Here is a 25,676-nt window from a genome sequence, read left to right on the forward strand (position 1 = left end):
CCTGACCAACCGCGGCTACGGCGTGCTCGTCAACGAGGCCGGCCCGGTGTCCTTCGAGGTCGGCTCGGAGAAGGTCGCCCGCGTGCAGTTCAGCCGCGAGGGCGAGAGCCTGGACTACTGCGTCATTGCCGGCCCCACGCCCAAGGACGTCGTCGGCCGACTGACAGCGCTGACAGGCCGCGCMCCGCTGCCCCCGGCCTGGAGCTTCGGCCTGTGGATGACGACCTCGTTCACCACGCAATAYGACGAGGCCACCGCCACCCACTTCATCGACGAGATGGCGCGCCGCGAGCTGCCGCTGKCGGTGTTYCACTTCGACTGCTTCTGGATGCGCGAGTTCCAGTGGTGCGACTTCGCCTGGGACCCGCGCGGCTTTCCCGAGCCCGAGGCCATGCTGGCGCGCCTGCACGCCAAGGGCCTGAAGATCAGCCTCTGGATCAACCCGTATGTGGCGCAGAAGTCGCCGCTGTTYGCTGAAGGCGTSAAGCACGGCTACTTCATCAAGAGAACCAACGGGCTGACCTTCCAGACCGACCAGTGGCARCCCGGCATGGCCATCGTGGACTTCACGAACCCGGCCGCCAAGGCCTGGTACCAGGGCCACCTGAAGCGCCTGATCGCGCAAGGTGCGGACTGCTTCAAGACCGACTTCGGCGAGCGCATCCCSAGCGAAGGCGTGACCTACTTCGACGGCTCCGACCCCGTCGAGATGCACAACCTGTACGCGCTGCAATACAACCAGGCCGTCTTCGAGCTGCTSGAAGAAGTGCAGGGCAGCGACGCCATCGTCTTCGCCCGCTCCACCTACGCCTCGGGCCAGCGCTTCCCGGTGCACTGGGGGGGTGACTGCTGGAGCACGTTTGAATCCATGGCCGAGAGCCTCAGGGGCGGCCTGTCGCTCACAAGTTGCGGCTTCGCCTTCTGGAGCCAYGACATCGGCGGCTTCGANCCTTCCAGACCGACCAGTGGCARCCCGGCATGGCCATCGTGGACTTCACGAACCCGGCCGCCAAGGCCTGGTACCAGGGCCACCTGAAGCGCCTGATCGCGCAAGGTGCGGACTGCTTCAAGACCGACTTCGGCGAGCGCATCCCCAGCGAAGGCGTGACCTACTTCGACGGCTCCGACCCCGTCGAGATGCACAACCTGTACGCGCTGCAATACAACCAGGCCGTCTTCGAGCTGCTCGAAGAAGTGCAGGGCAGCGACGCCATCGTCTTCGCCCGCTCCACCTATGCCTCCGGCCAGCGCTTCCCGGTGCACTGGGGGGGCGACTGCTGGAGCACGTTTGAGTCGATGGCCGAGAGCCTCAGGGGCGGCCTGTCGCTCACAAGTTGCGGCTTCGCCTTCTGGAGCCAYGACATCGGCGGCTTCGARGGCAACCCGCCGCCGGCCGTCTACAAGCGCTGGATCCAGTTCGGSCTGATGTCCTCGCACAGCCGCCTGCACGGCAGCAGCAGCTACCGGGTGCCATGGCTCGTGGACGAAGAGAGCTGCGACGTGCTGCGCGCATTCACGCGGCTCAAGCACCAGCTCATGCCGTATCTGTACGCCAAGGCGCAYGAGGCGACSCAGACCGGCGTGCCGCTGATGCGCGCCATGCTGATGGAGCACCCGCAGGACCCGGCCTGCGCGACGCTGGACCGGCAGTACCAGCTCGGCGAGAGCCTGCTGGTGGCGCCGGTGTTCACGAAGGGACGTGGACGCATCTGCTGAGCGGCGAGAAGCGCGAAGGCGGCCGCTGGCATCGCGAGGTGCATGGCTTCCTGTCGATGCCGCTCTATGCGGCACCGAACAGCGTCATCGCCTGGGGTGCCGAGACCGAGAAGCCGGCCTACGACTACACCCGCGGCACGGTGCTGCGCGTGTTCGAGCTGGATGACGGCGCCAGCGCGGCCTTCACGGTCGTGGGCGCGGACGGCAGCATTGCGGCGCGTGGCACGGTGAGCCGAAAGGGCGGGCAGTACACGGCCCAGGTCACCGAGGGCGCGCTGCGGGACTGGGCGCTGGAGGTGGACGGGCGGCGCAGTGCTGTGCAGGCTGAAGGCGCCTCGCTGAGCTGGACGGCCTGACCGGTTTCTGGCCCTCGAGCCGGTGGACGCTCAGGCGTCCACCGGTTCATTGCTTGATGGAGTGACGATGGCTGTGCGTCGTGTTCGAGACCTGCTGCTGATCGCCCGCACGCCTTCACGCGTCTACGCCAAAGGCGTGACACTGAACGTCAACGGCGCTGCCGACTGCATCAACTGGATCGTCTCACCATGAGTCCCCATCTCCGCTGCTTCGTCGCGACCGGCCTGCTGGCCAGCGGCCTTGCGCGGGCCTGGGGCGATGTCAAGGGCTTGGCATGGGTAACCCTAGCCCAGCACCGCATGCGCCTGAGTCAAAATGACAGCGTTGTCGTTCAAACCCGTGTGATGGAGCTTGCTGATGAACTGGTTGCCCGCTGGCGGGGCTCGGCCTACCGCGTGGGCATGCAGGCCAAGGACTATGTCTGGGGCAGCAATGCCGTGCAGCCGGCGCGGTCCTATCCGGACCATTTCTGCAGCTATGCCAGCAACGAGGTCGCCATCAACTGGAATGCGCCGCTGGTCTACGTGTCGGCGGCGCTGCAGGCGCTGACGCCGCGGGCCCGATAAGGCAGGCCGGGAGAGCAGAGGATGCACCACCGCAGATGGTTGGCGACGCTGCTGCTGGGCCTGCTGGGCTGGAGCCCCTTGGCCTGGTCTGCGTCATGGGTGCTGGCCGAGAGCCCGCATTTCCGCATGCTTGCCCAGACGTCCAAGCGCACGGCCGAGGGCAGGCTGCAGGATCTCGAACGCCTGCACGAGGCCATGTTGCTCACCCTTGGCGCCAGCCAGGGCCTGGCGCGCCCGCCCTTTCCCATCGTGCTCAGCGACGACCCCGACCTCATTGCCCGGGTCCAGCCCTATCTGCGCAACCGTCGCCTGGCGGGGCTGTTCGTTTCGGGCAGCGATGGCGCCCAGGCTTTCGCGGTCAACCATCTCTGGTCGAAGGACTTCACCGGCCAGGTGCTCTTCCACGAGTACGCGCACCGCGTGATGGCTCAGTACGCCCGCATGGCCTATCCCGTGTGGTATGTCGAGGGCTACGCCGAGTACTTCGGCGCGACGCGCATCGCCCCGGACTCGATCGAGATCGGCGCGTTCAATCCCTCGGCCGCGATCCTGGCCCAGCGCCCCTGGCTGCAGCCGGCCAGGCTGCTCAAGCCGAGCTTCCAGTCCACCGGGGACAAGGACATTGACGACAGCTTCTTCGGCGTCTTCTACGCGCAGTCCTGGCTGCTGACCCACTACGTGCTGTCCAAGACCGAGCGCGTCCAGCGCTTCAACGAGTACTTCCGCCGTGTCGCGGCCGGGGAGGACGCGCTGACGGCGCTGGAGCCCGCCACAGGCATAGCGCCCAGCCGCCTGAACAGTGAGCTGCGCAGGCATCTGGACAACCTGTATGTGGCGCAGATCCCGGGTGGCGCGCCAGCCGCGGTGCGCACTACAGAGCTGCCCACCGAGCAGGCCGAGGCCGAATTCGACGGCATGGTCATCGCCTCGCGTCCTGAAGCCGAACATGGCAAGGCCGTCCTGGCCCGCCTGCAGGCGAGCGTGAAGAAGGCCGGCGGCGACCGTGCGCCCGATGTCATGCGCTGGGCGCTGGCGCATGCCGAGATCCGCTATGGCGAGGCGGACAAGGCCTTGCAGATCCTTGCTCCGTGGGCCCAGCAGGAAGCACCGCCCTTTGAAGCCAACCGCCTGCTCGGCTGGGCCTGGCAGGCTGTGGCCGCACAGGCGAACGGCGCCGAACGCACCCAGGCACTGGAACAGGCGCGCGCCTGGCTGATGGCAGCCTACAAACAGCGCCGCAACGATGCACCCACGCTGTATCAGCTGGCCCGCGTGCTCGGCGTCAAGGGCGTGAGCCCCAGCATGACCAACGCGGCAGACGCCGCCAGCGTGCTGGAGCCCCAGGTTGGCGACTACGTCTACCTCGCCGTCTGGGCGCATCTCGAATCCGGCAACCGCGACAAGGCCCTGCGCGGCCTGCAGTCGCTGGCCAGCAACCCGCACGGCGGCGAGGGCACCGACAGGGCCCGGGCCGCGCTCCAAGCCCTGCAATCCAATCAAGAGGCGTCTGACGTCCTCGCCTTGCTGAACGGCACCAAGAAGCCCACCCCACCATGACTCAATCCATTCGCCACCCATTGACCTGGGTGCCCTCGCTCTACCTCGCCATGGGCCTGCCCAATGTGATGGTGGGGGTCGTCGCAGCCATCATCTACAAGAACCTCGGCATCTCCAACGAGGACATCGCGCTCTATACCTCGCAGATGTACCTGCCCTGGGTGCTCAAGCCGCTGTGGGCGCCCCTGCTGGAGGCTTACCGCAGCAAGCGCTTCTGGGTCATCAGCATGGAGTTCACGATGGCGGCGGCCCTGGGCCTGGTGGCGCTGTGTCTGCCGATGGAAGGCTTCTTCAAGCTCTCACTGGCCTTCTTCTGGATCGTCGGCTTCGCATCGGCCACGCAGGACACCTGCGCCGACGGCGTCTTCATGACGACCGTCTCCAAGACCGACCAGGCGCGCTACTCGGGCCTGCAGGGCATGTGCTGGAACATGGGCGCCGTTGTCGCCTCGGGCCTGTTCGTGTCGCTGACGGGCTATCTGCACAACCACATGGCCATGAGCTGGGTGCAATGCTGGGTCATCGTCGTGCTGATCGCCGCAGCGTCCATGGCCCTCTTCGGCCTGTGGCATGTGCGCGTGCTGCCGCCGGGCGCGCCGTCCACGCTGCACGGCCAAGGCCTGAGCGGCGGCCTGACCGCCACGGCCGAAGCCTGGGTCACCCTCTTTCAGAAGCCGCAGATCTGGATGATGCTGGCCGTCATCTTCTTCTACCGCTTCGGTGAAGGCTTCATCGAGAAGTTCGGCCCGCTCTTCCTGCTCGACAGCATCGCTGCCGGCGGCCTGGGGCTGGACAACGAGTCGCTGGGCCACATCAACGGCACGGTCGGCACGCTGTCCTTCATCGCCGGGGCCTTCCTGGGCGGCTTCTTCGTCGCCAAGCGCACGCTGCCGCGCAGCTTCTTCACGCTGGCCCTGGTGCTCAACATCCCGCACCTGACCTATTTCTACCTGGCCCAGTCGATGCCGACGGACACGACCACCATCGCGGCCATCGTCTGCATCGAGAAGTTCGGCTTCGGCATGGGCTCGGTCGGCCACATGCTCTACATGATGCAGCAGATCGCCCCGGGGCCCTTCCGCATGGCGCACTACGCGATGGCCACCGGCGTGATGGCGCTGACCAAGTGGGGCACCGGCAGCGTCAGCGGCCTGCTGTGGAACTACGTCAATCACCAGTACGTGAGCTTCTTCGGCTGGGTGCTGATCTTCTCCATCCCGCCCGTGGTGCTGGCCTGGCTGGCGCCCTTCCCGCATGACCACGAGGAGGCGGGCGAGTTCGGCGAACCCGCCGCCGTGGCCGGCCACTGATGAGCCTGCTGCTGGCCATGGCCCTGGCCGCCGCCACGTCCGGCCAGCCCGCCCAGCCCGCTCAGCCCGCCTGTGCGGCCGATGCGCTGGGCACGTCGCGCACATTGACGTTCAAGCGCGAGGGCGCGGCCTGGGGCAAGGCGCAACATGCGGCGCTGCCAGGGCTGGCGCCGAAGGAGGTCGTGCTGACCTTCGACGACGGCCCGCGGCCCGAGTCCACACCGCTGGTGCTAAAGGCCCTGGCCGACCAGTGCGTGAAGGCCAGCTTCTTCATGAACGGCGAGCCCATGCGCGCCCACGCCGCCCTGGCCCGCCAGGTGCGCGACGCCGGCCACAGCGTCGGCATGCATGGTTTCCAGCATCTGGCATTCGGTCAGCTGCCCGCACCGGCGCAGATCGCCGACCTGGATGCCATGGTGGCTGCCTACCGTGAGGTGCTGGGCAGCGAGCCGGCGGCCTATCGATTCCCCTTCCTGGCGGAATCGCCCGTGCTGATGGCCACGCTGCGCGAGCGCGACATCACCGTCATGTCCGTCGACGCCGGTGCCGAGGACTGGCTGCCCGACCAGACGCCGCAGATGCTGACTGACAAGCTGCTGGGCCAGCTGGCCAAGAGCGGTGGCGGCATCGTGCTGCTGCACGATGTGCAGGACCAGACGGCGCGGGCGTTGCCCTTTTTGCTGCAGTCGTTGAAGGCCACCGGCTATCGCGTCGTGCACTTGCGCTGGGACGACCTGCCGCGCTGATCGCCCTCCAAAAGGAATCCCATGTCTCGCCTGCTGGCCCGATTGCTTCTTCTTCTGGCCACCGGGGGGCTGGCGTGCGCCCACGCTGCCGACTTCGTCGCCCCACCCGGCCCGTACGCGGTCGGCAGCACCAACATGGCGGTCGCCACCAGCGCCGCTGGCGACCGGCCGCTGGTGGACTATCTCAACGGCAAGGTCGACGGCTCGCGCAGCCTGTACGTCGATGAACTGCTGAGCCGCCGCGAAGCCGCACAGCTGCTCAAGGTCACCGTACCGGCCAACGAACCCGGCGCGGGGGCGCTGGCCGGGCAGCAGCTGCCACTGCTGCTCTACGTCCTGTATCCCACCCGCGCCGACAACGCCCGGCCGAACTACGCCTTCCCCTACAAGGACACCGGCGACAACGTCTTCCCGCACATGCAGGCGCCGGGCGAGCGGCCGATTTTTGCGGACTCGGCGGCCAGATACCCGCTCATCGTCTACTCGGGCGGCTACAACACCCACGGTCTCTGGCACCTGGCCCATCTCAAGCAGCTGGCCTCGCACGGCTACATCGTCGTCGACATCTTCCATGGCGATGGCCGCGTCAGCGGCTATGCCGAACCCGTGGCCCTGCGCCGGGTGGCCTTCAAGGCGGCGCTTGACCATGTGCTCAGCCACCCGGACTTTGCCGGCGCGGTGGACACGGCCCGCATCGGCGCCTCGGGCGCCAGCGCGGGCGGCCAGACGGTGCTGGCGATGCTCGGCGGCGCCGACCCGGCCGTGCCGGGGCAGTCCTTCCGTGACGCCCGCCTCAAGGCCGGCTTCGGCCTTGTGCCCTTCCTCGGCGCCAGCTTCGGCATCTGGCCCTTCCAGACCCATGCCTGGTCCTTCGGCCGCGACTTCAGCGGCCTTGCCCAGGTCAAGACGCCGTTCTTCGCCGTCTATGCCGAGAAGGACGGTTCGGTCTCGCCCGACAGCGTCAAGGCCGGCGTGCGCCGCCTGGGCGGCCCGGCCTGGGCCGTCGAAATGCCGGGTGAGGGCCACCTCCTCAGCGGGCCTGCCGAACAGGAAGCCACCGCCTGGGAGCTGCTGTTCTTTGACGCCTATCTGCGGGACAACGCGGCGGCCCGGGCGCGCCTCGCCGATGTCAAGCCTCTAGCCGGCGGGCGCGGTACCGTCAACTACAGCAAACCGCGCTGACGCCGCCGCGCCGCCCCTCCCCACCGCTTCAAGCTGCGGGTTTGTCCGTGGGGTCGCAGCCAAGATAAATGCTTGACGTTTGAACTATCGATTCCTAAAGTGCTACGCAGAAGGGGCATCCCATGCGTATCACCTGTGTCGGCGGCGGGCCCGCCGGCCTGTATTTCGCGCTGTTGATGAAGAAGGCCGACCCGGCCCACCAGGTCAGGGTGCTGGAGCGCAACCGCGCGGGCGACACCTTCGGCTGGGGCGTCGTGCTGTCCGACCAGACCGTCGAAGCGCTTCGCGAGGCCGACGCCGAGACCGCTGAGCAGATCAGCGAGGCCTTCAACCACTGGGACGACATCGCCGTCCACTTCCGCGGCCGCAGCATCGTCTCCAGCGGCCACGGCTTCTGCGGCATCGGCCGCAAGAAGCTGCTGAATATCCTGCAGGCGCGCTGTGAGGCGCTGGGCGTGGAGCTGGTCTACGAGACCGACGTGCTGGATGACGTCGACATCGACGCCGATCTCATCATTGCCGCCGACGGCCTGAACAGCCGCATCCGCCAGAAGTACGCTGCCACCTACCAGCCCGACGTCGACCTGCGTGCCTGCCGCTTCGTGTGGCTGGGCACCACCAAGCTCTTCGACGCCTTCACCTTCGACTTCCAGCAGACCGAATGGGGCTGGTTCCAGGCGCACGCCTACCGTTTCGACGCCACGCACTCGACCTTCATCGTCGAGGCGCCCGAAGACGTCTGGCGCGCCGCGGGCTTGGAGGACATGAGCAAGGAAGACGGCATTGCCTTCTGCGAGAAGCTCTTCGCCAAGGTGCTGGATGGCCACCCGTTGATCTCCAATGCCAGCCACCTGCGCGGCTCGGCGTCGTGGATCCGCTTCCCGCGTGTCGTCTGCAAGACCTGGGTGCATCACAACGGGCGCGCACCGGTTGTGCTGATGGGCGATGCGGCCCACACGGCGCACTTCTCCATCGGCTCGGGCACCAAGCTCGCGCTGGAGGATGCGATCGACCTGGCGCGCGACATCCAGGCGCATGGCGATCTGCAAAAGGCACTCGACGCTTACGAAGCCACGCGCAGCATCGAGGTCTTGCGCATCCAGAACGCGGCGCGCAACTCGACCGAGTGGTTCGAGAACGTCGAGCGCCATGCGCGGCTGGCGCCCGAGCAATTCGCCTATTCGCTGCTGACCCGCTCGCAGCGCATCTCGCACGAGAACCTGCGCCTGCGCGATGCGCGCTATGTCGGCGAGTTCGAGCGCTGGCTGGCGGCGCAGAGCGGTGTCGATGCTCAGGTGCCGCCGATGTTCACGCCCTTCAAGCTGCGCGGCGTCACGCTGAAGAACCGCGTCGTCGTGTCGCCGATGGCGCAGTACAGCTGTGAGGACGGCATCCCCGGCGACTATCACCTGGCCCACCTCGGCGCCCGGGCGCTGGGCGGGGCAGGACTGGTTTTCGCCGAAATGACCTGCGTGTCGCCCGACGCGCGCATCACGCCGGGCTGCCCGGGCCTGTGGAACGACGGCCAGGGCGCCGCGTGGCAGCGCATCGTCGAGCATGTGCACACCCACAGCAGCGCCAGGATCGCCATGCAGCTCGGCCACGCCGGCCCCAAGGGCTCGACATGCGTGCCCTGGGAGGGTGAAGACCAGCCGCTGCCCGACGGCAACTGGCCGCTGATCTCGGCCTCGCCGCAGCAATACCTGGATGGCATCAGCCAGGTCGCGCGGGCGATGACGCGCGCCGACATGGACCGCGTGCGCGAGGACTTCGTCAACGCCGCTCGCCGCGCCGCCGATGCCGGCTTCGACTGGCTGGAGCTGCACTGCGCCCACGGCTATCTGCTGTCCGCCTTCATCTCGCCGCTGACCAACCACCGCGACGACGACTACGGCGGCTCGCTGGAGAACCGGCTGCGCTATCCGCTCGAAGTCTTCACGGCGCTGCGCGAGGTCTGGCCGCTGGACCGGCCCATGTCCGTGCGCATTTCGGCTCACGACTGGGTGCCGGGCGGCACGACGCCCGAGGACGCAGTCGCCCTCGCTGCCGCATTCAAGGAAGCGGGCGCCGATCTCATCGACGTGTCGTCCGGCCAGGTCAGCAAGGCGCAAAAGCCCGTTTACGGCCGCATGTTCCAGACGCCGTTCGCCGAGAGCATCCGCAACCGCGTCGGCATCGCGACCATGGCTGTCGGCGCCATCTCCGAGGCTGACCACGTCAACAGCATCATCGCGTCGGGGCGCGCCGACCTCTGCGCCATTGCGCGGCCCCACTTGGCCAACCCGGCCTGGACGCTGACCGAGGCCGCGCGCATCGGCTACCGCGGTCCCGTCGGGCTGGAATGGCCCAAACAGTACCTGTCCGGCAAGAGCCAGCTGGAGCGCGAGTTCGAGCGCCAGCGCGCCGGCAATGTGGCCGCGGTCGAGCAGGCGAACAAGGCGTTGGGCGTATGAAAAAACATGCAGTTGTGACGGGTGGCGGCAGTGGCATCGGCGCGGCGGTGGCGAAGCGGCTGCTCGCGGACGGTTTTCGCGTCACGCTGATGGGGCGCAGTGAAGATCGCCTGCGCAGTTCACAGGCGGCGTTGGGTGATGTAGCCATCCAGATCTGCGACGTCGGCAACGAGGACAGCGTCACCGACGCCTTCGCCGCCGTGGGCGAGGTGGACATCCTCGTCAACAACGCCGGCCAGGTCGAGACGGCGCCGCTCGCCCGCACCTCGCTGGAGCTGTGGCAGCGCCTGCTCAACGTCAACCTCACCGGCAGCTTCCTGTGCAGCCGCGCGGTGCTGCCCGGCATGCTGTTGCGCAAGGAAGGTCGCATCATCAACGTGGCCAGCACGGCGGCGCTCAAGGGCTATGCCTATGTGGCGGCCTACTGCGCGGCCAAGCATGGCGTGCTGGGACTGACGCGGGCGATGGCGCTGGAAGTGGCGGCCAAGGGCGTGACGGTCAACGCGGTGTGCCCGGGCTACACCGAGACTGACATCGTCGCGAATGCCGTCGACACCATCGTCGCCAAGACCGGCCGCACGGCCGAGCAAGCGCGCACAGAGCTGGCCAAGGTGAACCCGCAGGGCCGCCTGATCCAGCCCGAGGAAGTGGCGGACACCGTGGCATGGATCGTCGGCAACAGCGCCATCAACGGCCAGGCCATTGCCGTCTGCGGCGGGGAGACGATGTGATGTCGGCCACGGAGTCCGATCTCGAAACCCGGCTCTCGGAAGACGACCACCAGGCCCTCAGGCTGTGGCTGCGCCTGCTGTCCTGCACGACCCGCGTGGAGGACCAGATCCGCCAGCGCCTGCGCAGCGACTTCGGCACCACGCTGCCGCGCTTCGACCTGCTCGCACAGCTGGAGCGCCACCCCGATGGCCTGACGATGCGCGAGCTGTCCAAGCGGCTGATGGTGACGGGCGGCAACGTGACCGGCATCACCGACCAGCTCGAAGCTGAAGGCCTGGTGCTGCGCGAGACGCGCGCCGACGACCGCCGCAGCTTCATCGTCAAGCTCACGCCGCAGGGCCGCCGCCAGTTCAAGCGCATGGCCGCCACGCACGAGGGCTGGATCGTCGAGCTGTTCGCCGGCTGGACGCCAGCGCAGAAAACCCAGATCCATGACTTGCTCGCGCAACTGAAAACGCATCTGGCGCAGAAGGACAACGCATGACTCCGTACCTGACTTCAGGCAACCAGCAAAGCCTGGCCGGCTACACGCCCGAACACTTTGTCTGGCAGCAGCAAGGCGCCGTCGGTGTCATCACGCTGAATCGGCCCGAGCGCAAGAACCCGCTGACCTTCGAATCCTATGCCGAGCTGCGCGACCTGTTCCGCCGGCTCAGCTATGTCGACGACGTGAAAGCCATCGTCATCCAGGGCGCCGGTGGCAACTTCTGCTCCGGCGGCGACGTGCACGAGATCATCGGCCCGTTGACCGGCATGAGCATGCCCGACCTGCTGGCCTTCACGCGCATGACGGGCGATCTGGTGAAGGCCATGCGCGCCTGCCCGCAACCCATCGTCACGGCCATTGACGGCGTCTGCGCCGGTGCCGGCGCCATCATGGCGATGGCGTCCGACCTGCGCGTGGGCACCGCGCGCAGCAAGACGGCCTTCCTGTTCACCCGTGTGGGCCTGGCCGGCTGCGACATGGGTGCCTGCGCCATGCTGCCGCGCATCGTCGGCCAGGGGCGGGCGTCGGATTTGCTCTACAGCGGCCGCAGCCTGGGTGGCGAAGAGGCCCTGTCCTGGGGTTTCCTGAACCGCTTGGTCGCGCCCGAGCAACTGTTGAATGAAGCGACGACCTGGGCTGGCGAGATTGCCGCCGGCCCGAGCTTCGGCCACGCCATGACCAAGCGCATGCTGCATCAAGAGTGGGCCATGGGCGTGGACGAGGCCATCGAATCCGAGGCCCAGGCCCAGGCCATCTGCATGATGACCAAGGACTTCCACCGCGCATTTGAAGCGTTTGTTGCGAAGCAGAAGCCCGTGTTCCAGGGAGACTGAGATGGACCATCTCGACTGGCCCTTCTTCGACGCCAAGCACCGCGAGCTGGCGAGCGCGCTCGATGCGTGGTGCGGCGAGCATCTTCAGCACGTCGACCATGACGGCGACATCGACGCGCAATGCCGCACCCTGGCCGCCCAGCTCGGCAAGGCGGGCTGGCTGAACCATGCCGTGGCAGGTGAAGGCCGGGCCATCGACACCCGCGCCATCTGCCTGATCCGCGAGACGCTGGCCAAGCACGACGGCCTGGCTGATTTCGCCTTTGCGATGCAGGGCCTGGGTTCGGGTGCGATCTCGTTGCAGGGCACGCCGGCTCAACGTGAAAGGTATTTGCCGCGGGTTGCTCGTGGGGAGGCGTTGTCGGCATTCGCACTGTCCGAGCCCGAAGCCGGGTCCGACGTCGCGGCCATGCAGTGCAGCGCAACCGAAGACGGCGACAGCTATCTGCTGAATGGCGAGAAGACCTGGATCTCCAACGGCGGCATCGCGGATTTCTACGTGCTGTTCGCGCGCACCGGCGAAGCACCTGGTTCGCGCGGCCTCTCGGCCTTCATCGTCGATGCAAACCTGCCGGGCTTTGAGATTGCCGAGCGCATCGACGTCATCGCACCGCACCCTCTGGCGCGTCTGCGCTTCACGAACTGCCGCGTGGCGAAGAGCCAGATGCTCGGCGCGCCGGGCGAGGGCTTCAAGCTGGCCATGCGCACGTTGGACGTCTTCCGTACCTCGGTCGCCGCCGCCGCGCTGGGCTTTGCGCGCCGCGCGCTGCAGGAAGGTTTGAAGCAGGCCAAGGAACGCCCAATGTTTGGTGCCCGCCTGGCCGACCTGCCGCTGACCCAAGCCAAGCTCGCCGACATGGCCTGCACCGTGGATTCGTCCGCGCTCATGGTCTACCGCGCCGCCTGGCTGCGCGACCAGGGCAAGACCATCACCAAGGAAGCTGCCATGGCCAAGCTGATGGCGACCGAAGGCGCCCAGCAGGTCATCGACGCGGCCGTGCAGCTCTTCGGCGGCCGCGGCGTGCGCCGGGGCGAGATCGTCGAATCCCTCTACCGGGAAATCCGTGCGCTGCGCATCTACGAGGGTGCGAGCGAAGTGCAGCAGCTGATCATCGGTCGCGAACTGCTCAAGCAAGCCTGAGGACGTCATGCACCCATCGGCCCATCTGGATACCTTCGCAAGAGACCACCTCCCGCCGCAGGACCAGTGGCCGGAGCTGGTGTTCGACCTGCCCGAGCTGCAGTTCGGCCCCAAGCTGAACGCGGCGACCGAGCTGCTGGACCGCTGGGTCGAGCAGGGCCAGGGCGACTGCTCTTGCGTGCAGGGCGCCGGTGTGCGCTGGACCTATGCCGAACTGCAGGCCGAAGCCAACCGCATCGCCAACGTGCTGGTCAACGAACTCGGCGTCGTGCCCGGCAACCGGGTGCTGCTGCGCGGCGCCAACACGCCGCAGCTCGCAGCCTGCTGGTTCGCCGTCATCAAGGCCGGTGCGATTGCCGTTGCGACGATGCCGCTGTTGCGCGCGGTTGAGCTGGGCAAGGTCATCGCCAAGGCCGAGGTCACGCATGCACTGTGCGACGCCGCGCTGGCCGACGAGCTGGCGGCAGCGCAGTTGCAGAACCCGCTGCTGCGCGGCATCTGCCATTTCCGCAGCGCAGAGCCCGATGGCCTCGAAGCGCGCGCCGCGCGCCAGCCGGCCTGGTTCACGAATGTCGACACCGCCAGCGACGACTGCGCGTTGATCGCATTCACATCTGGCACGACGGGCCAGCCCAAGGGCACGATGCACTTCCATCGCGACGTCATCGCGATCTGTCGGTGCTGGCCGGTGCATTGCCTGCGCGCCCAGGCCAACGACGTCTTCATCGGCAGCCCGCCGCTGGCCTTCACCTTCGGCCTGGGCGGCCTGCTGCTGTTCCCGATGAGCGTGGGGGCATCTGCGGTGCTGCTGGAGAAGCCCGCGCCCGAGCTGCTGCTCGCGGCGATTGCGCAGCACCGCGCGACGGTCTGTTTCACTGCGCCGACTTCCTACCGCGCGATGGCGCCGGTGGTGGCGCAGCACGACCTCTCGTCCCTGCGCAAATGCGTCAGCGCGGGCGAGGCCTTGCCCGCCGCGACGCGCGCGCTGTGGAAGCAGGCAACGGGCATCGAGCTGCTCGACGGCATCGGCGCGACGGAGCTGCTGCACATCTTCATCTCCCATACCGAAGAGACGGCCAAGCCCGGCGCCACCGGCAAGCCCGTGCCTGGCTACCAGGCCTGCATCCTCGACGATGGTGGCCAGCCCCTGCCGGCGGGCAAGGTCGGCCATCTCGCCGTCAAGGGCCCGACGGGCTGCCGCTATCTCGCCGACGAGCGCCAGCACCAGTATGTGCAGGACGGCTGGAACCTGACCGGTGATTCTTACCTGATCGACGCCGATGGCTACTACGTCTACCAGGCCCGCACCGACGACATGATCATCTCGGGTGGCTACAACATCGCCGGCCCCGAGGTCGAGGCCGCGCTGCTGAGCCACCCCGCCGTGGCCGAATGCGCCGTCATCGGCGTGCCGGACGAAGAGCGTGGCCAGTTGGTGAAGGCCTTTGTCGTGCTGCGCGCGGGCCATGCCGGTGACGTGAAAGCGCTGCAGGAGCATGTGAAGGCCACCATCGCGCCCTACAAATACCCGCGCGCCATCGAGTTCCGCGAGAACCTGCCGCGCACCGAGACGGGCAAACTGCAGCGCTTCAAGCTCAAAGCCTGACCGCCCCTTTTTCTCATGGAGACCCTGCGCATGAAGAAGACTTTTGCCGCCATCACCCTCGGCCTTGCCTTGCTCCCCACGGCCCAGGCCGCCGACAAGCTCAAGGTCGGCTTCCTGAGCACATTGTCCGGCCCCGGTGCTGGCCTGGGCGTGGATATCCGCGATGGCTTCGCGCTCGGCCTCAAGCACAGCGGCGGCAAGTTCGGCGGCCTGCCTGTCGAGATGGTCACGGCCGACGACCAGCAGAACCCCGAGGTCGCCAAGCAGAGCGCCGAGCGCCTGATCAAGCGCGACAAGGTCGACTTCATGACCGGCATCGTCTTCTCCAACGTGATGCTGGCCGTCGGGCCGTCGGTGTTCGACGCCAAGATCCCCTACATCAGCGCCAACGCCGGTCCGTCGCAGTACGCCGGCGAGCAATGCAACCCTTACTTCTTCAACGTTGCCTGGCAGAACGACAACCTGCACGAGGCCGTGGGCAAGACTGTGACGGAGAAGGGCTTCAAGAAGCTCGTGCTGTTGGCGCCCAACTACCCGGCGGGCAAGGACGCGATGACGGGCTTCAAGCGCTACTACAAGGGCGCCGTCGTCGAGGAGATCTACACCAAGCTCGGCCAGTTGGACTACGCAGCAGAACTGGCGCAGGCGCGCGCCGCCAAGCCGGATGCGATGTACATCTTCCTGCCCGGCGGCATGGGCATCAACTTCATCAAGCAGTTCGTCGGTGCGGGCCTGTCCAAGGACGTGACGTTGTTCGGGCCTGGGTTCTCGGCCGACGAGGACGTCATCAAGGCGGTGGGTGAGCCGATGCTGGGCATGTTCAACAGCTCGCATTGGGCGCATGACATGGACAACGTGGCGAACAAGAAGTTCGTTGCCGATTTCCTGAAGGACTACGGAAGGCTGCCGTCGCTGTATGCGAGCCAGGGGTATGACGCGGCGTTGTTGATGAATGCGGCGGTGAGGGATGTGAAGGGGAAGGTCGAGGACAAGCCGGCGCTATTGAAGGCGCTCAAGGCGGCGAAGTTTGAGTCGGTGCGGGGGACGTTCAAGTTCAATCGGAATCAGTACCCGATTCAGGATTACTACTTGCGGGTGATCACGAAGGATGGGCAGGGAAGGGTGACGAACCGGACGATGGGGAAGATCTTCACGCAGCATGAGGATGCGTATGCGTCGGCTTGCAAGATGAACTGAATGTCGGTTGGTTGCTTGTGCGAGGAACCTTCATGACCCGGTGCAGTGAGCCGGGAGTCCGCCCCGGCAGGGCGGGTAACTTTTCTCTGACGCGCCAGAGAAAAGTCACCAAAAGAGGAGCGCTCAATGCAATCCGCACTCGAGTGGCGGCATGCGCTCGCAAGCTCGGAGTGGGCCGTGCCTCCAAGCGACCCGCTGCGCTCTCGCTGCTGTCCCTATGACGAGCACCATGCATCGCCCCTTCACGCCGGTTAACGCCGGCTGCACGCCGGGCTCATCAGGAAATACCAACCAGCCGCGTCGCCCGAGCGACGCTGTATTGGGCTGTTTTGATGAGCACGGCGTGCAGCCGCGCGTCGAACGGGCTGCTGGTGCGATGGATGTTGCTCGTGACAAGTCAGACGCGAGAGCGCAGCGGTTCGCTTCTTGCCGAGATGCTGCTGGCTGTTTTCGCGCGCCGCTCTTCGCGGCGTCGCGCTGGTGTGCGGTTCAGCGCCTCTTCTTTGGTGACTTTCTTCTGGCGCCGCAGAAGAAAGTTACCCGGCCGCCGGGACGGACTCCCGGCACCGTACTGGCCAACAACCAGAAGTAGCGAGCGCCACGCCCACCATGGACTGGATCCTCATTACCGAGCAAGCCCTCAACGGCCTTCAATTCGGCCTGATGCTCTTCCTGCTCGCCGCAGGATTGACCCTCGTGTTCGGCATCATGGACATGATCAATCTGGCCCATGGCTCGCTCTACATGGTCGGCGCCTACCTCGCCGCCGCCACGGCCGCCGCGACCGGTTCATTCGCACTCGCAGTGATCGCCGCCATCGCCGGCACCGCCATCCTGGGCATGGCCCTCGAAGTCACGCTGCTCCGGCGCCTGTACGCAAGAGACCACCTCAGCCAGGTCCTCGCCACCTTCGCCCTCATCCTGATGCTCAACGAAGGCGTCCGCATCCTCTGGGGCGACCAGCCGCTGATGCTGAACACGCCCGCTGCGTTGTCAGGTCCTGTCGAACTGCTACCCGGCCTGTTCTACCCGGCCTACCGCCTGCTCATCATCGGTGTCGGCCTCGCCGTCGCGCTGCTGATGTGGGCGCTCGTCACCCGCACCCGCGCGGGCATGTGGGTGCGAGCCGGCGCATCCAACCGCCAGATGGCCACCGCCATGGGCATCGACATCCGCAAGCTGTTCACCGCCGTGTTCGGCCTCGGCGCGGCGCTGTGTGCGCTGGCCGGTGCGCTGCTCGGCCCGCTGCTCGCCGTGCAGGTTGGCATGGGCGAGAGCATCCTCATCCTGGCCTTTGTCGTCATCGTCGTCGGCGGTATCGGCTCGGTACGCGGCGCGCTCGTCGGCTCGCTGCTGGTCGGCCTCGTCGACACCGCCAGCCGCACGCTGCTGCCGGCCGCGCTGCGCCAGCTCGCCTCGCCCGAGGTCGCGTCCAACCTCGGCCCGGCGCTGGCATCCATCCTCATCTATGTGCTGATGGCTGCCATCCTGTTCTGGAAGCCTCGCGGCCTCTTCCCATCCCATGGCTGAAGCTCGCGCACTCCACCACCGTGGCCTTGGCCGTTGGATCTGGCTGCTGTTGGCCCTGCTCGCAGCACTGCCGCCGCTGCTGCAGGCCATGGGACTGGAGTTCTACACGGTCGTCGCGACGCGCATCCTCATCTTCGCCATCGCCGCGTCCAGCCTCAACCTCATCCTCGGCTTTGGTGGCCTGGTGAGCTTCGGCCACGCGGCCTACATCGGCCTGGGCGCCTACACGGTCGGCGTGCTGATGGATGCGGGCATTACCTCAGCCTGGGTCGCATGGCCGGCCGCGATGGTGGTCAGCGCAATCGCTGCGGCCCTCATCGGCGCCATCAGCCTGCGCACCCGCGGCGTCTACTTCATCATGATCACGCTGGCGTTTGCGCAGATGTTCTATTACCTGGCCGTGTCGCTGAAGGCCTATGGCGGCGACGACGGCCTGTCGCTGGCGCAGCGCTCGGTGCTCGGCTTCGGCCTGGACCTGAAGGACGATGCGAGCTTCTACTGGGTGGCGCTCGCACTCTTCGCCATCGTCATGGCCGGCCTGCAGCGGCTCGTGAACTCGCCCTTCGGCTGGCTGCTGCAGGGCGCGCGCGAGAACGAGGTGCGCGTCGCCGCCGCGGGTGGCCGCGTATTCGCGCTGCGCTGGCAGGCCTTTGTGCTCGCGGGAGCCGTCGCGGGCCTGGCGGGCGCCATGCTGGCCAACCTCAACGGCCTGGTGTCGCCGCATCTGATGCACTGGTCGCAGTCCGGCCAGCTGATGGTCATGGTCATCATCGGTGGTGCGGGCGCGCTGTGGGGCGGGCCACTGGGCGCGCTGGCGCTGCTGCTGCTGGAAGAGCTGCTGTCGGGCTACACGCTGCATTGGCAGCTCGGCCTGGGCGCGTTGCTGCTGCTCGTCGTGCTGTATGCGCCGCGTGGCCTTGCAGGGGTTTGGCGCCGTGCTTGAAGTCAAACAACTCGTGAAGCGCTTCGGCGCGCTGGCGGCGACCGATGGCGCGAGCTTCGAGGTGCGGGCGGGCGAACTGCATGCACTGATCGGCCCCAACGGTGCCGGCAAGACGACGCTGATCCACCAGATCTCCGGCGCCCTCGCGCCCGACGCGGGCCAGATCGTCTTCGATGGTCGGGACGTCACGCGGCAAGGCATGGCCCGTCGCGTACAAGCCGGCCTGGTGCGCAGCTTCCAGATCACCAGTCTGTTTAAGCCCTGCTCGGTGCGCGACAACCTCGTGCTCGCCGTGCTGGCGCGGCGCGAGGGCGCGCCGTCGTGGTGGCGCACCGCGCGCGCCGACGCGGCCGCGCATGCAGAAGCCGACGCGCTGCTGGCACGGGTGGGGCTGACGGCTCAGGCCGGCCGCACCGCCGGCGAGCTTGCGCATGGCGAGCAACGCCAGCTTGAAGTCGGCCTTGCGCTGGCTGCCAAGCCGCGCCTGCTGCTGCTGGACGAGCCGCTGGCTGGCATGGGTCCGGACGAGTCCACCCGTATGGTCGAGCTGCTGCAGGCACTCAAGCGCGAAGGCCTGACGCTGCTGCTGGTCGAACACGACATGGACGCCGTCTTCCGCCTCGCTGACCGCATCTCGACGCTGGTGGCCGGGCGCGTCATCGCCAGCGGCACGCCGGCCGAGATTCGCGAGCATGCCGAGGTGAAGCGCGCCTACCTTGGCGACGAGCTGGAGGCGGCCGTATGACGGCCTTGCTCGAGATCAAGGACCTGCAAGCCGGCTACGGTGCCAGCCAGGTGCTGTTTGGCCTGGACCTGACCATGCAAGCCGGCGAGGTGGCCACGCTGCTGGGCCGCAATGGCATGGGCAAGAGCACGCTGCTGCGCTGCCTGTGCGGCTGGATGGCGCCCAGCGCCGGCCGCATCCGCTTCTGCGGCCAGGACGTCACCGGCTGGCCGGCCGACCGCATCGCGCGGCTGGGGCTGGCGCTGGTGCCGGAGGGGCGGCAGGTGTTTCCCAACCTCAGCGTGCACGAGCATCTGCGCGCCTTCGCGGCCAACCGCAGCGACGCGTCCGAGCCGTGGACGGTCGAGCGCGTCTACGGCCTCTTCCCGCGCCTGGCCGAGCGCGCCGGCCACATGGGCCAGCAGCTGTCGGGTGGCGAGCAGCAGATGCTGGCCATCGGCCGCGCCCTGGTCACCAACCCGCGCCTGCTGGTGCTGGACGAGGCGACCGAAGGCCTGGCCCCACTCGTGCGCGAGGAGATCTGGCGCTGCCTGGACCTTCTGCGCGCAGCGGGCCAGACCATCCTGGTTGTCGACAAGTACGTGCAGCGGTTGATCCGCCTGGCCGACCACCACACCGTCGTTGAGCGTGGCCGCGTCGCCTGGGCCGGCCCATCGGCGGCGCTCGCAGCCGACCCGGCGCTGTGGCAGAAGCACGTGGGAGTCTGACGATGAGCTTTGCTTTCCAACGTGAACAACTCGTGCGTTTCGGCCACTGCGACCCGGCCGGCATCGTCTTCTACCCGCGCTATTTCGAGATGCTCAACGAGCTGATCGAGGACTGGTTTGCTCGCGACCTCGGCCTGCCCTTCGATGTGCTGATCGGCCAGCGCCAGGTCGGCATGCCAACGGCCCAACTCGATACGCGCTTCCTGCGCGTCAGCCGCCATGGCGACCGCCTCGTGCAAACCATCCGCATCGAACGCCTGGGCGGCGGCTCGATGACGCTGCGCATCGCCTTCGACGGCGCCGACGGCACGCGCGTCGAGTTCACGCAGGTGCTGGTCTGTACTTCGCTCGCCACCCACAAGCCCCAAGCCTTTCCGGCCGATCTGCGTGCCGCGCTGGAGCGCTCGCTCGCCGCACAACAGGAGACAAACACATGAGCAACCACAAGCAAATCCTGCAGCCCGCCGGCTGGACCCAGCCGCGCGGCTATGCGAATGGCGTCGCGGCCAGCGGCCGCCAGGTCTTTGTCGCCGGCCAGATCGGCTGGAACGAGCGCTGCGAGTTCGACAGCGACGACTTCATCGCCCAGGTGCGCCAGACCCTGCTCAACATCCGCGCCGTGCTGGCCGAGGCGCAAGCACAGCCCGAGCACATCGTGCGCATGACCTGGTACCTCATCGACAAGCGCGAATACATCGCCCGCGGCCGCGAGGTGGGCCAGGCCTACCGCGACGTGCTGGGCCGCGACTACGGCATCGCGATGAGCGCCGTGCAGGTGTCGGCGCTGATGGAGGACCGGGCGAAGGTGGAAATCGAGGTGACGGCGATGGTGCCGGAGGCTGCGGGCCAGGGCGCTTGAGCCGCAATTCTGGTAATTCGGCTCACAATTTGAGCCGATAGTGCTAAATTGCGGCTCATGACCGCGAGAGCACGCCCCTGGAACTGGCTTCGCGCCGACTGGCCGGACTTCGTTTACGACAATGCGGTCGTCAGCGCCGACCTGGCCCAGGCCTACCGTTTGCATGGCGTCATGGAAGGCAAGGCTGCAGCCATCGGCTTCACCGGTACCAGCGACGTCGCGCTCGACTCGATGGCCGACGAGGTGCTGACCACGGCGGCCATTGAAGGGGAGCGGCTGTCTCTGGACGCCGTCAGGTCGTCGGTCATGCGCCGCATGGGCTTGAAGGCGCCGGGGCCCATCGACCGTGCCGTGGACGGCCTGGTCGCCGTCGTTCACGACGCGACCACCGCATCCGGCACGCCGCTCGATGAAGACCGGCTCTGCCGGTGGCAATCGGCGCTGTTCCCGGGCGGCACTTCAGGTGTTCAACGCATCGCCGTGGGCCGCTATCGGGATCACGAAGACCCGATGCAGATCATCAGCGGCCTGCCCGGCCGCGAGGTCGTCCACTACGAGGCGCCGCCATCGGCCGATGTGCCGCGGCACATGACGCGCTTCATCAACTGGTTCAACGACACCGCGCCCGGCGGCGCTTCCTCGGCGGCACGCCTGGACGGCCTTGCGCGTGCCGCTATCGCCCACCTTTGGTTTGAAAGCATCCACCCGTTCGAGGACGGCAACGGCCGCATCGGCCGCGCCCTCGTCGACATGGCCGTGGCCCAGCACCTCAGCACGCCGGTCAGGCTGTTCAGCCTGTCGCGGCAACTGCTGGAGCGCCGCTCCGATTACTACGACCAACTGAATCTCTGCCAGCGTGGCGGCATGGACGTGACGAGCTGGGTCCAATGGTTCGCGCAGCAGTGTGCTGCCGCCTACTCGGCGGCCAGCGCCACGATGGACGCCGCCCTCGTGAAGCGCCGGTTTGCGGAGCACCACGGCATCGCCGGGCTGCCTGAACGCCAGCGCAAGGTGCTGCAGTGGCTGCTCGACGACGGTGACGGCGGTTTCGTGGGCGGGCTCAACGCCGAGAAGTACATGAAGATGACCGGTGCATCCAAGGCGACGGCGACACGGGATCTGGCGGAGATGGTCAAGCGCGGGCAACTGTGGACCACGGGCGCTGGCAAGGCCTTGCGGTATCACGTTAACGTGCCGGGCTGGACGCACGGTGGCGCGATCGGTGAGAGTTTGGGCACGCGGTAGTGGGGGAGCTCCGGCACCTCGTGCCGCGCCGGCAGGTGAGCATGAGGTCGCACCTCATTGGCAGGCGCAATTAACTGCCTGGCTTCCTGCTTCTTTGCAGAGCAACACCAGTGAGCTGCGATACATCGAATGGCGCCGATTCCATCGCGCCAAGACACTCCAAGATAATTCGCGCGCAGTCTCTTTTTACGCGCACAAAGATCTGCTGGAGATCTTCATAGCCGATGTGCAACCTTTGTTCGCTCGGAAAGAGGTCTTGCGTGACAGTCAGCTTTCCGAAATCGTCAGCGTGCAGAAACGCCTTCTTGTGAAGAATCGCGTTGCGCAAGATTCGAAGATCGCCCATCACGTCTGACTGAACCATATTCAGCTTTACCTGCATCGAATCCGCTAGTCGCTGGCGTATCTCCAGCTCCCAATATGCATAGATGAAGATGACTATGGAGCGCGCGTGTTGTTGCTCGTTTGAGCCACCAGGAGCGTTCGCCGCCATGTAGTCATTAGCTCTCGTGATGCGGTCCAAGATTACGTCGGGTTGCGAGGGGTCTTCGTACGAAGTCCAAACGACAACCTTTTGGGCAGCTTCGTTAAAACCAGTCTTCGTCGGCCGAAGGATGCGGTGAACCTGACGCTCAACCTTTGTGTGGTGACCTGCGTAGCCAGCGAGAGCATCCATGTACGCGCCGCATTGCGCGTTGACGAAATCAATGAACTCCTGGGCAATAGCCGCCGCCTCTTCATTTGGCTGAATCGCTTTGGTCACACGCAGTCCTAAGCCAACACCACCTCAATCCCCCGCCCCCTCAACTGATCCACGATCGCCTGATCCGCCCCGGTGTCCGTGATCAGCATGTCCAGCTGTTCCACCGGGGCGATGACCGACAGGTTGCGCTTCATCAGCTTGGACGCGTCCGCCACGGCCACGACCTGGCGGCTGATCTTCATCATCTGGGCGTTCAACTGCGCTTCCAACAGATGGGGCGTCATCAGGCCGATGTCGGGGTCGAGGCTGTCGACGCCGAGGAAGAGGCGGTCGGCATACAGGCCCTGCAACGCGGCCACGGCCTGGGGGCCGGACAGCGAGAAGGAGTTGGGCCGCAACTGGCCGCCCGGCATGATGAGGTTGACGTGCGGCACCGTGGCCAGCAGCGCCGCGATGTTCAGCGCGTTGGTGATGACGTTCAGCGACGTCAGTCGCAGACCGCGAATCTGCTTGGCAATCTCTTCGGTCGTGGAGCCCGAGTCGAGCAGGATGGTTTCGCCGTCGCGGATCATCTTGGCCGCCTCGGTGGCGATGCGCACCTTCTGCTCGTGGCGCAGCTTCTGCTTCACGCCGATGGGCACTTCCTCGGTGTCGCGTTGGGCCAGTGCACCGCCGTGGGTGCGCAGCACAGCGCCGGTGGAGGCCAGCGAGTTCAGGTCGCTGCGGATGGTGACGACGGAGGTGCCGAAGCGCTCGGCCAGTTCGTCCACCGTGACGCGGCCCTGCGTCTGCACCAACTCGCGGATCAGCCGGCGCCGCTCGTCGATGAGCAGCGGGCTTTCGGTTTTCGCGGGCAGTGAGAGGGAGGCTGGCATGCAGGGCTGAAGGGCGGGGCCGACTTTCGAATGATATCGACGGCTTAAGCGTCCAACCGCGCCAGCGCTTCGGCCGACAACGGCCGCCCGGCCAGGCGCGCTGCGTACAGCGCCGCGCCCAGTTCAGGTCCAAAGCGCGGTGTCTTCAGCACCGACCCCGGCAGGCGCCGCGCCAGCGCCGCCTGCAGCGGCCCCAGCACTAGCTCCCCGGCCGCAAACACGCCGCCGGAATAGGACACGGGCACGGCCTGGATGCCACAGACCCCGGCAATGCCGAGGTTGCGCGCCACGCCGGCGGCGAGGGCCGCCAGTTCGTCGCCGGCGCGCACCAGCAACTGGCGGGCCTGCACGTCGCCCGCGTTGGCGGCGGCCGTGGCCAGGCGGGCGACCTGGGCCAGCTCGCTGCGCGCGGCGCTGCCGTTGATCTCGCCGCAGAGGTCGAGGTCATGCTTGAGCTCAAAGTGCTCGCGCACCAGGCCGAGCAGCGGGCCGGGCTCGGCGCGGCAGTCGGCCATGCGCGAAAACAGGGCCAGGGTCTCGCGCGCCAGCCAGTGGGCCGAGCCTTCGTCGCCAAAGACTTCGCCCCAGCCGCCGCAGCGCGCGCCGCGGCCCATCCATTCGCCATAGGCGATGGAGCCGGTGCCGGCAACGAGGCTGATGCCGTCGGCGCCGGCCAGCGACCCGGCCCAGCTGCAGATCATGTCGTTGCCGACGCGGCTGTGTGGCACCACGCCGGTGAGCAGTGCGTCGAAGGTGCCGAGCAGCTCACTGTCCTCGCCATGCGCGGGCAGGCCGGCGAAGGTGTAGCTGACGTCGCTGGCCGCCACGCCGGCCTGGCGCAGCGCGGCCTGCACGCCGTCGCACAGCAGCGCGCGCAGTGCGTCGAAGCCGATCTCGATGTAGTAGCTCGTCGTCGACTCGTGGCGCGCGAGCAGGCGGCCGATCTCGTCCACGAGGACGAAGGCGGTCTTCGTGCCGCCACCGTCGATGCCGAGGAACATGGAAGTCATCCTTACTACTGCTGTGTCACGGGATGGATGGTGACACCGCTGACGACGCGGGTCACGGTGCCCGAGGCGCTGGGGTTGTCGGGCGTGATGCCGAGCTGCAGCGAGGCGAGCAGGGCCAGGCATTGCGCGAACACCAGTGCCACGGGTGCCAGCGCCAGGTCGGGGGCGGACGCAGGCAGGGCGAGGTGGACGTCGTCGGCATGCGTAGTTTCGGCACCGTTCAGCGCAGACGTACGCAGGGCCAGCACGCGAGCCGGGCCCTGCTGGCGCAGCTCGCGCAGCAGGTCGAGGTCGTACTGGCGCGTGTAGGGGTCGTTGGACAGGATGATGACGACCAGCGTCTTGTCGTTGAGGATGGTCTTGGGCCCGTGGCGAAAGCCCAGTGTCGAGTCAGCCATGGCGACGAGCTTGCCGTCGGTCAGCTCCAGCATCTTCAGCGCGGCCTCGCGGGCCAGGCCCAGCAGCGTGTTGCTGCCGAGGAAGACGATGCGCTCGAAGGACTGTTCGGCCAGTGCATAGAGGCGGTCGATCTCGCCCTCGGCCAAGGTCTGCGCGGCGCGGGCCAGGTCGGCCACCGGTGCGAGCGGCAAGTCGAAAGCCCAGGCCGCGGCCAACAGCATGCCGCTGAAGCTGGACGTCATCGCAAAGGCGCGGTCGTTGGTCTCGTCGGGCAGCAGCAGCACTCGCGCATGGGACTGGCCAGCCATGCGTTGGTTCAGCGTGCCGTCCGCCGCGCAGGTGATGACGAGGTGGTGGCAGGTCTTGATGAAGCGGTCGGCCAGCTCCACGGCGGCCAGGCTTTCGGGGCTGTTGCCGGAGCGGGCGAAGGACACCAGCAGCGTCGGCACCTCGGGCTGCAGGCATTGTTCGGGGCTGGAGACGATGTCGGTCGTTGCCACGGCTTCGACGCGGATGCCGGGGCGCTGGCCGAGGTGACGCAACAGGGCGGGCGCGATGCATTGGCCGATGAAGGACGAGCTGCCGGCGCCGGTCAGCACGATGCGCAGCTGGGGCAGGGCGAGCAGGGGCGCCAGGAAGGCGTCGAGGGCGGGGCGCTCGGCTTGCAGTTGGGCGTAAACGGTCTGCCAGACGGCGGGCTGATGAGCGATCTCACGGGCCGTGTGCGTGGCGCCGCGGTGGTCGAGGTCGGTGGGGTCGAGGTGAAGCAATGTCATG

The 25,676-nt window shown here is 67.2% G+C and carries 28 protein-coding genes; 24 read left to right on the plus strand and 4 right to left on the minus strand.

The window, feature by feature from the left end:
- Positions 1 to 82 precede the first annotated feature (82 nt).
- The 24 genes from ASC91_RS30860 to ASC91_RS05610 form a co-directional block, all read left to right on the plus strand.
- The coding region (locus tag ASC91_RS30860) for a TIM-barrel domain-containing protein (RefSeq protein ID WP_394326312.1) at positions 83 to 948 on the plus strand (866 nt) is incomplete at its 3' end.
- A 30-nt stretch (positions 949 to 978) separates the two neighbouring features.
- A complete protein-coding gene (locus ASC91_RS30865) occupies positions 979 to 1,716 on the plus strand; it encodes a TIM-barrel domain-containing protein (RefSeq protein WP_056193502.1) in 738 nt (245 codons plus the stop codon).
- 38 nt (positions 1,717 to 1,754) lie between these two features.
- Entirely contained in the window at positions 1,755 to 2,072 is a 318-nt protein-coding gene (locus tag ASC91_RS29955) for a hypothetical protein (protein ID WP_056193504.1), read from the plus strand.
- Positions 2,073 to 2,139: 67 nt separating this feature from the next.
- Positions 2,140 to 2,265, plus strand: a complete 126-nt coding sequence (locus ASC91_RS30610) for a hypothetical protein (RefSeq protein WP_268795236.1) — start codon at positions 2,140 to 2,142, stop codon at positions 2,263 to 2,265.
- A complete protein-coding gene (locus tag ASC91_RS29960) occupies positions 2,262 to 2,639 on the plus strand; it encodes a glycoside hydrolase family 9 protein (RefSeq protein WP_200955225.1) in 378 nt (125 codons plus the stop codon). The genes ASC91_RS30610 and ASC91_RS29960 overlap by 4 nt, the downstream gene beginning before the upstream one ends.
- A gap of 21 nt (positions 2,640 to 2,660) precedes the next feature.
- On the plus strand, positions 2,661 to 4,196 hold the full coding sequence (locus ASC91_RS05525) for a hypothetical protein (RefSeq protein WP_157281195.1): 1,536 nt from the start codon (positions 2,661 to 2,663) through the stop codon (positions 4,194 to 4,196).
- Complete coding sequence (locus ASC91_RS05530; RefSeq protein ID WP_082532456.1) at positions 4,193 to 5,506, plus strand: MFS transporter; 1,314 nt, start codon at positions 4,193 to 4,195, stop codon at positions 5,504 to 5,506. The genes ASC91_RS05525 and ASC91_RS05530 overlap by 4 nt, the downstream gene beginning before the upstream one ends.
- Complete coding sequence (locus ASC91_RS05535; RefSeq protein ID WP_056193509.1) at positions 5,506 to 6,252, plus strand: polysaccharide deacetylase family protein; 747 nt, start codon at positions 5,506 to 5,508, stop codon at positions 6,250 to 6,252. Before ASC91_RS05530 ends, ASC91_RS05535 begins: the two co-directional genes overlap by 1 nt.
- A gap of 21 nt (positions 6,253 to 6,273) precedes the next feature.
- Positions 6,274 to 7,434: an alpha/beta hydrolase gene (locus ASC91_RS05540; protein ID WP_056193512.1), complete on the plus strand. Its 1,161-nt coding sequence runs from the start codon at positions 6,274 to 6,276 to the stop codon at positions 7,432 to 7,434.
- A 122-nt stretch (positions 7,435 to 7,556) separates the two neighbouring features.
- Entirely contained in the window at positions 7,557 to 9,887 is a 2,331-nt protein-coding gene (locus ASC91_RS05545; protein WP_056193514.1) for a bifunctional salicylyl-CoA 5-hydroxylase/oxidoreductase, read from the plus strand.
- On the plus strand, positions 9,884 to 10,618 hold the full coding sequence (locus ASC91_RS05550) for an SDR family NAD(P)-dependent oxidoreductase (RefSeq protein WP_056193515.1): 735 nt from the start codon (positions 9,884 to 9,886) through the stop codon (positions 10,616 to 10,618). The genes ASC91_RS05545 and ASC91_RS05550 overlap by 4 nt, the downstream gene beginning before the upstream one ends.
- Positions 10,618 to 11,103: a MarR family winged helix-turn-helix transcriptional regulator gene (locus ASC91_RS05555; protein WP_056193517.1), complete on the plus strand. Its 486-nt coding sequence runs from the start codon at positions 10,618 to 10,620 to the stop codon at positions 11,101 to 11,103. Before ASC91_RS05550 ends, ASC91_RS05555 begins: the two co-directional genes overlap by 1 nt.
- Positions 11,100 to 11,939: an enoyl-CoA hydratase family protein gene (locus tag ASC91_RS05560; RefSeq protein WP_056193519.1), complete on the plus strand. Its 840-nt coding sequence runs from the start codon at positions 11,100 to 11,102 to the stop codon at positions 11,937 to 11,939. Before ASC91_RS05555 ends, ASC91_RS05560 begins: the two co-directional genes overlap by 4 nt.
- Before the next feature lies 1 nt (position 11,940).
- Positions 11,941 to 13,080 (plus strand): acyl-CoA dehydrogenase family protein, encoded by a 1,140-nt coding sequence (locus ASC91_RS05565; RefSeq protein WP_056193521.1) that lies wholly within the window; start codon positions 11,941 to 11,943, stop codon positions 13,078 to 13,080.
- 7 nt (positions 13,081 to 13,087) lie between these two features.
- Entirely contained in the window at positions 13,088 to 14,686 is a 1,599-nt protein-coding gene (locus ASC91_RS05570; protein ID WP_056193523.1) for a benzoate-CoA ligase family protein, read from the plus strand.
- Between the two features lie 30 nt (positions 14,687 to 14,716).
- Positions 14,717 to 15,883, plus strand: a complete 1,167-nt coding sequence (locus ASC91_RS05575; RefSeq protein WP_157281197.1) for an ABC transporter substrate-binding protein — start codon at positions 14,717 to 14,719, stop codon at positions 15,881 to 15,883.
- Between the two features lie 229 nt (positions 15,884 to 16,112).
- Positions 16,113 to 16,475: a hypothetical protein gene (locus ASC91_RS29265; RefSeq protein WP_157281199.1), complete on the plus strand. Its 363-nt coding sequence runs from the start codon at positions 16,113 to 16,115 to the stop codon at positions 16,473 to 16,475.
- 17 nt (positions 16,476 to 16,492) lie between these two features.
- Positions 16,493 to 17,413, plus strand: coding sequence for a branched-chain amino acid ABC transporter permease (locus tag ASC91_RS05580; protein ID WP_056193528.1), 921 nt, complete (start codon positions 16,493 to 16,495; stop codon positions 17,411 to 17,413).
- A complete protein-coding gene (locus tag ASC91_RS05585; RefSeq protein ID WP_056193531.1) occupies positions 17,406 to 18,356 on the plus strand; it encodes a branched-chain amino acid ABC transporter permease in 951 nt (316 codons plus the stop codon). Before ASC91_RS05580 ends, ASC91_RS05585 begins: the two co-directional genes overlap by 8 nt.
- On the plus strand, positions 18,316 to 19,101 hold the full coding sequence (locus ASC91_RS05590) for an ABC transporter ATP-binding protein (RefSeq protein ID WP_056193533.1): 786 nt from the start codon (positions 18,316 to 18,318) through the stop codon (positions 19,099 to 19,101). Before ASC91_RS05585 ends, ASC91_RS05590 begins: the two co-directional genes overlap by 41 nt.
- Positions 19,098 to 19,808 (plus strand): ABC transporter ATP-binding protein, encoded by a 711-nt coding sequence (locus tag ASC91_RS05595; RefSeq protein WP_394326311.1) that lies wholly within the window; start codon positions 19,098 to 19,100, stop codon positions 19,806 to 19,808. Before ASC91_RS05590 ends, ASC91_RS05595 begins: the two co-directional genes overlap by 4 nt.
- A gap of 2 nt (positions 19,809 to 19,810) precedes the next feature.
- Positions 19,811 to 20,245: a thioesterase family protein gene (locus ASC91_RS05600; protein WP_056193536.1), complete on the plus strand. Its 435-nt coding sequence runs from the start codon at positions 19,811 to 19,813 to the stop codon at positions 20,243 to 20,245.
- A complete protein-coding gene (locus ASC91_RS05605) occupies positions 20,242 to 20,667 on the plus strand; it encodes a RidA family protein (RefSeq protein WP_056193539.1) in 426 nt (141 codons plus the stop codon). Before ASC91_RS05600 ends, ASC91_RS05605 begins: the two co-directional genes overlap by 4 nt.
- A gap of 57 nt (positions 20,668 to 20,724) precedes the next feature.
- Positions 20,725 to 21,912, plus strand: coding sequence for a Fic family protein (locus tag ASC91_RS05610; RefSeq protein WP_056193542.1), 1,188 nt, complete (start codon positions 20,725 to 20,727; stop codon positions 21,910 to 21,912).
- 70 nt (positions 21,913 to 21,982) lie between these two features.
- On the opposite strand, the gene ASC91_RS05615 is transcribed toward ASC91_RS05610, so the two are convergent.
- The 4 genes from ASC91_RS05615 to ASC91_RS05630 are packed head-to-tail and all read right to left on the minus strand — an operon-like array spanning position 21,983 to position 25,675.
- Positions 21,983 to 22,675, minus strand: coding sequence for a hypothetical protein (locus tag ASC91_RS05615; protein ID WP_056193545.1), 693 nt, complete (start codon positions 22,673 to 22,675; stop codon positions 21,983 to 21,985).
- A gap of 8 nt (positions 22,676 to 22,683) precedes the next feature.
- A complete protein-coding gene (locus tag ASC91_RS05620) occupies positions 22,684 to 23,490 on the minus strand; it encodes a DeoR/GlpR family DNA-binding transcription regulator (RefSeq protein WP_056193548.1) in 807 nt (268 codons plus the stop codon).
- Between the two features lie 44 nt (positions 23,491 to 23,534).
- On the minus strand, positions 23,535 to 24,500 hold the full coding sequence (locus ASC91_RS05625; RefSeq protein ID WP_056193551.1) for an N-acetylglucosamine kinase: 966 nt from the start codon (positions 24,498 to 24,500) through the stop codon (positions 23,535 to 23,537).
- A gap of 5 nt (positions 24,501 to 24,505) precedes the next feature.
- Positions 24,506 to 25,675 carry an SIS domain-containing protein gene (locus ASC91_RS05630; protein WP_056193554.1) on the minus strand — a complete coding sequence of 390 codons (1,170 nt, stop codon included), beginning with the start codon at positions 25,673 to 25,675 and terminating at the stop codon, positions 24,506 to 24,508.
- Position 25,676: the final 1 nt, after the last annotated feature.

The organism is Pelomonas sp. Root1237 (assembly GCF_001425055.1).
Taxonomy (GTDB): Bacteria; Pseudomonadota; Gammaproteobacteria; order Burkholderiales; family Burkholderiaceae_C; genus Pelomonas.

Excerpts from the sequence above, each read along its gene's own strand:
- ASC91_RS30610 (WP_268795236.1), top strand. The coding sequence starts at position 2,140 with ATGGCTGTGCGTCGTGTTCGAGACCTGCTGCTGATCGCCCGCACGCCT.
- ASC91_RS29960 (WP_200955225.1), top strand. The coding sequence starts at position 2,262 with ATGAGTCCCCATCTCCGCTGCTTCGTCGCGACCGGCCTGCTGGCCAGC.
- ASC91_RS05525 (WP_157281195.1), top strand. The coding sequence starts at position 2,661 with ATGCACCACCGCAGATGGTTGGCGACGCTGCTGCTGGGCCTGCTGGGC.
- ASC91_RS05530 (WP_082532456.1), top strand. The coding sequence starts at position 4,193 with ATGACTCAATCCATTCGCCACCCATTGACCTGGGTGCCCTCGCTCTAC.
- ASC91_RS05535 (WP_056193509.1), top strand. The coding sequence starts at position 5,506 with ATGAGCCTGCTGCTGGCCATGGCCCTGGCCGCCGCCACGTCCGGCCAG.
- ASC91_RS05540 (WP_056193512.1), top strand. The coding sequence starts at position 6,274 with ATGTCTCGCCTGCTGGCCCGATTGCTTCTTCTTCTGGCCACCGGGGGG.
- ASC91_RS05545 (WP_056193514.1), top strand. The coding sequence starts at position 7,557 with ATGCGTATCACCTGTGTCGGCGGCGGGCCCGCCGGCCTGTATTTCGCG.
- ASC91_RS05550 (WP_056193515.1), top strand. The coding sequence starts at position 9,884 with ATGAAAAAACATGCAGTTGTGACGGGTGGCGGCAGTGGCATCGGCGCG.
- ASC91_RS05555 (WP_056193517.1), top strand. The coding sequence starts at position 10,618 with ATGTCGGCCACGGAGTCCGATCTCGAAACCCGGCTCTCGGAAGACGAC.
- ASC91_RS05560 (WP_056193519.1), top strand. The coding sequence starts at position 11,100 with ATGACTCCGTACCTGACTTCAGGCAACCAGCAAAGCCTGGCCGGCTAC.
- ASC91_RS05565 (WP_056193521.1), top strand. The coding sequence starts at position 11,941 with ATGGACCATCTCGACTGGCCCTTCTTCGACGCCAAGCACCGCGAGCTG.
- ASC91_RS05570 (WP_056193523.1), top strand. The coding sequence starts at position 13,088 with ATGCACCCATCGGCCCATCTGGATACCTTCGCAAGAGACCACCTCCCG.
- ASC91_RS05575 (WP_157281197.1), top strand. The coding sequence starts at position 14,717 with ATGAAGAAGACTTTTGCCGCCATCACCCTCGGCCTTGCCTTGCTCCCC.
- ASC91_RS29265 (WP_157281199.1), top strand. The coding sequence starts at position 16,113 with ATGCATCGCCCCTTCACGCCGGTTAACGCCGGCTGCACGCCGGGCTCA.
- ASC91_RS05580 (WP_056193528.1), top strand. The coding sequence starts at position 16,493 with ATGGACTGGATCCTCATTACCGAGCAAGCCCTCAACGGCCTTCAATTC.
- ASC91_RS05585 (WP_056193531.1), top strand. The coding sequence starts at position 17,406 with ATGGCTGAAGCTCGCGCACTCCACCACCGTGGCCTTGGCCGTTGGATC.
- ASC91_RS05590 (WP_056193533.1), top strand. The coding sequence starts at position 18,316 with ATGCGCCGCGTGGCCTTGCAGGGGTTTGGCGCCGTGCTTGAAGTCAAA.
- ASC91_RS05595 (WP_394326311.1), top strand. The coding sequence starts at position 19,098 with ATGACGGCCTTGCTCGAGATCAAGGACCTGCAAGCCGGCTACGGTGCC.
- ASC91_RS05600 (WP_056193536.1), top strand. The coding sequence starts at position 19,811 with ATGAGCTTTGCTTTCCAACGTGAACAACTCGTGCGTTTCGGCCACTGC.
- ASC91_RS05605 (WP_056193539.1), top strand. The coding sequence starts at position 20,242 with ATGAGCAACCACAAGCAAATCCTGCAGCCCGCCGGCTGGACCCAGCCG.
- ASC91_RS05610 (WP_056193542.1), top strand. The coding sequence starts at position 20,725 with ATGACCGCGAGAGCACGCCCCTGGAACTGGCTTCGCGCCGACTGGCCG.
- ASC91_RS05620 (WP_056193548.1), bottom strand. The coding sequence starts at position 23,490 with ATGCCAGCCTCCCTCTCACTGCCCGCGAAAACCGAAAGCCCGCTGCTC.
- ASC91_RS05625 (WP_056193551.1), bottom strand. The coding sequence starts at position 24,500 with ATGACTTCCATGTTCCTCGGCATCGACGGTGGCGGCACGAAGACCGCC.
- ASC91_RS05630 (WP_056193554.1), bottom strand. The coding sequence starts at position 25,675 with ATGACATTGCTTCACCTCGACCCCACCGACCTCGACCACCGCGGCGCC.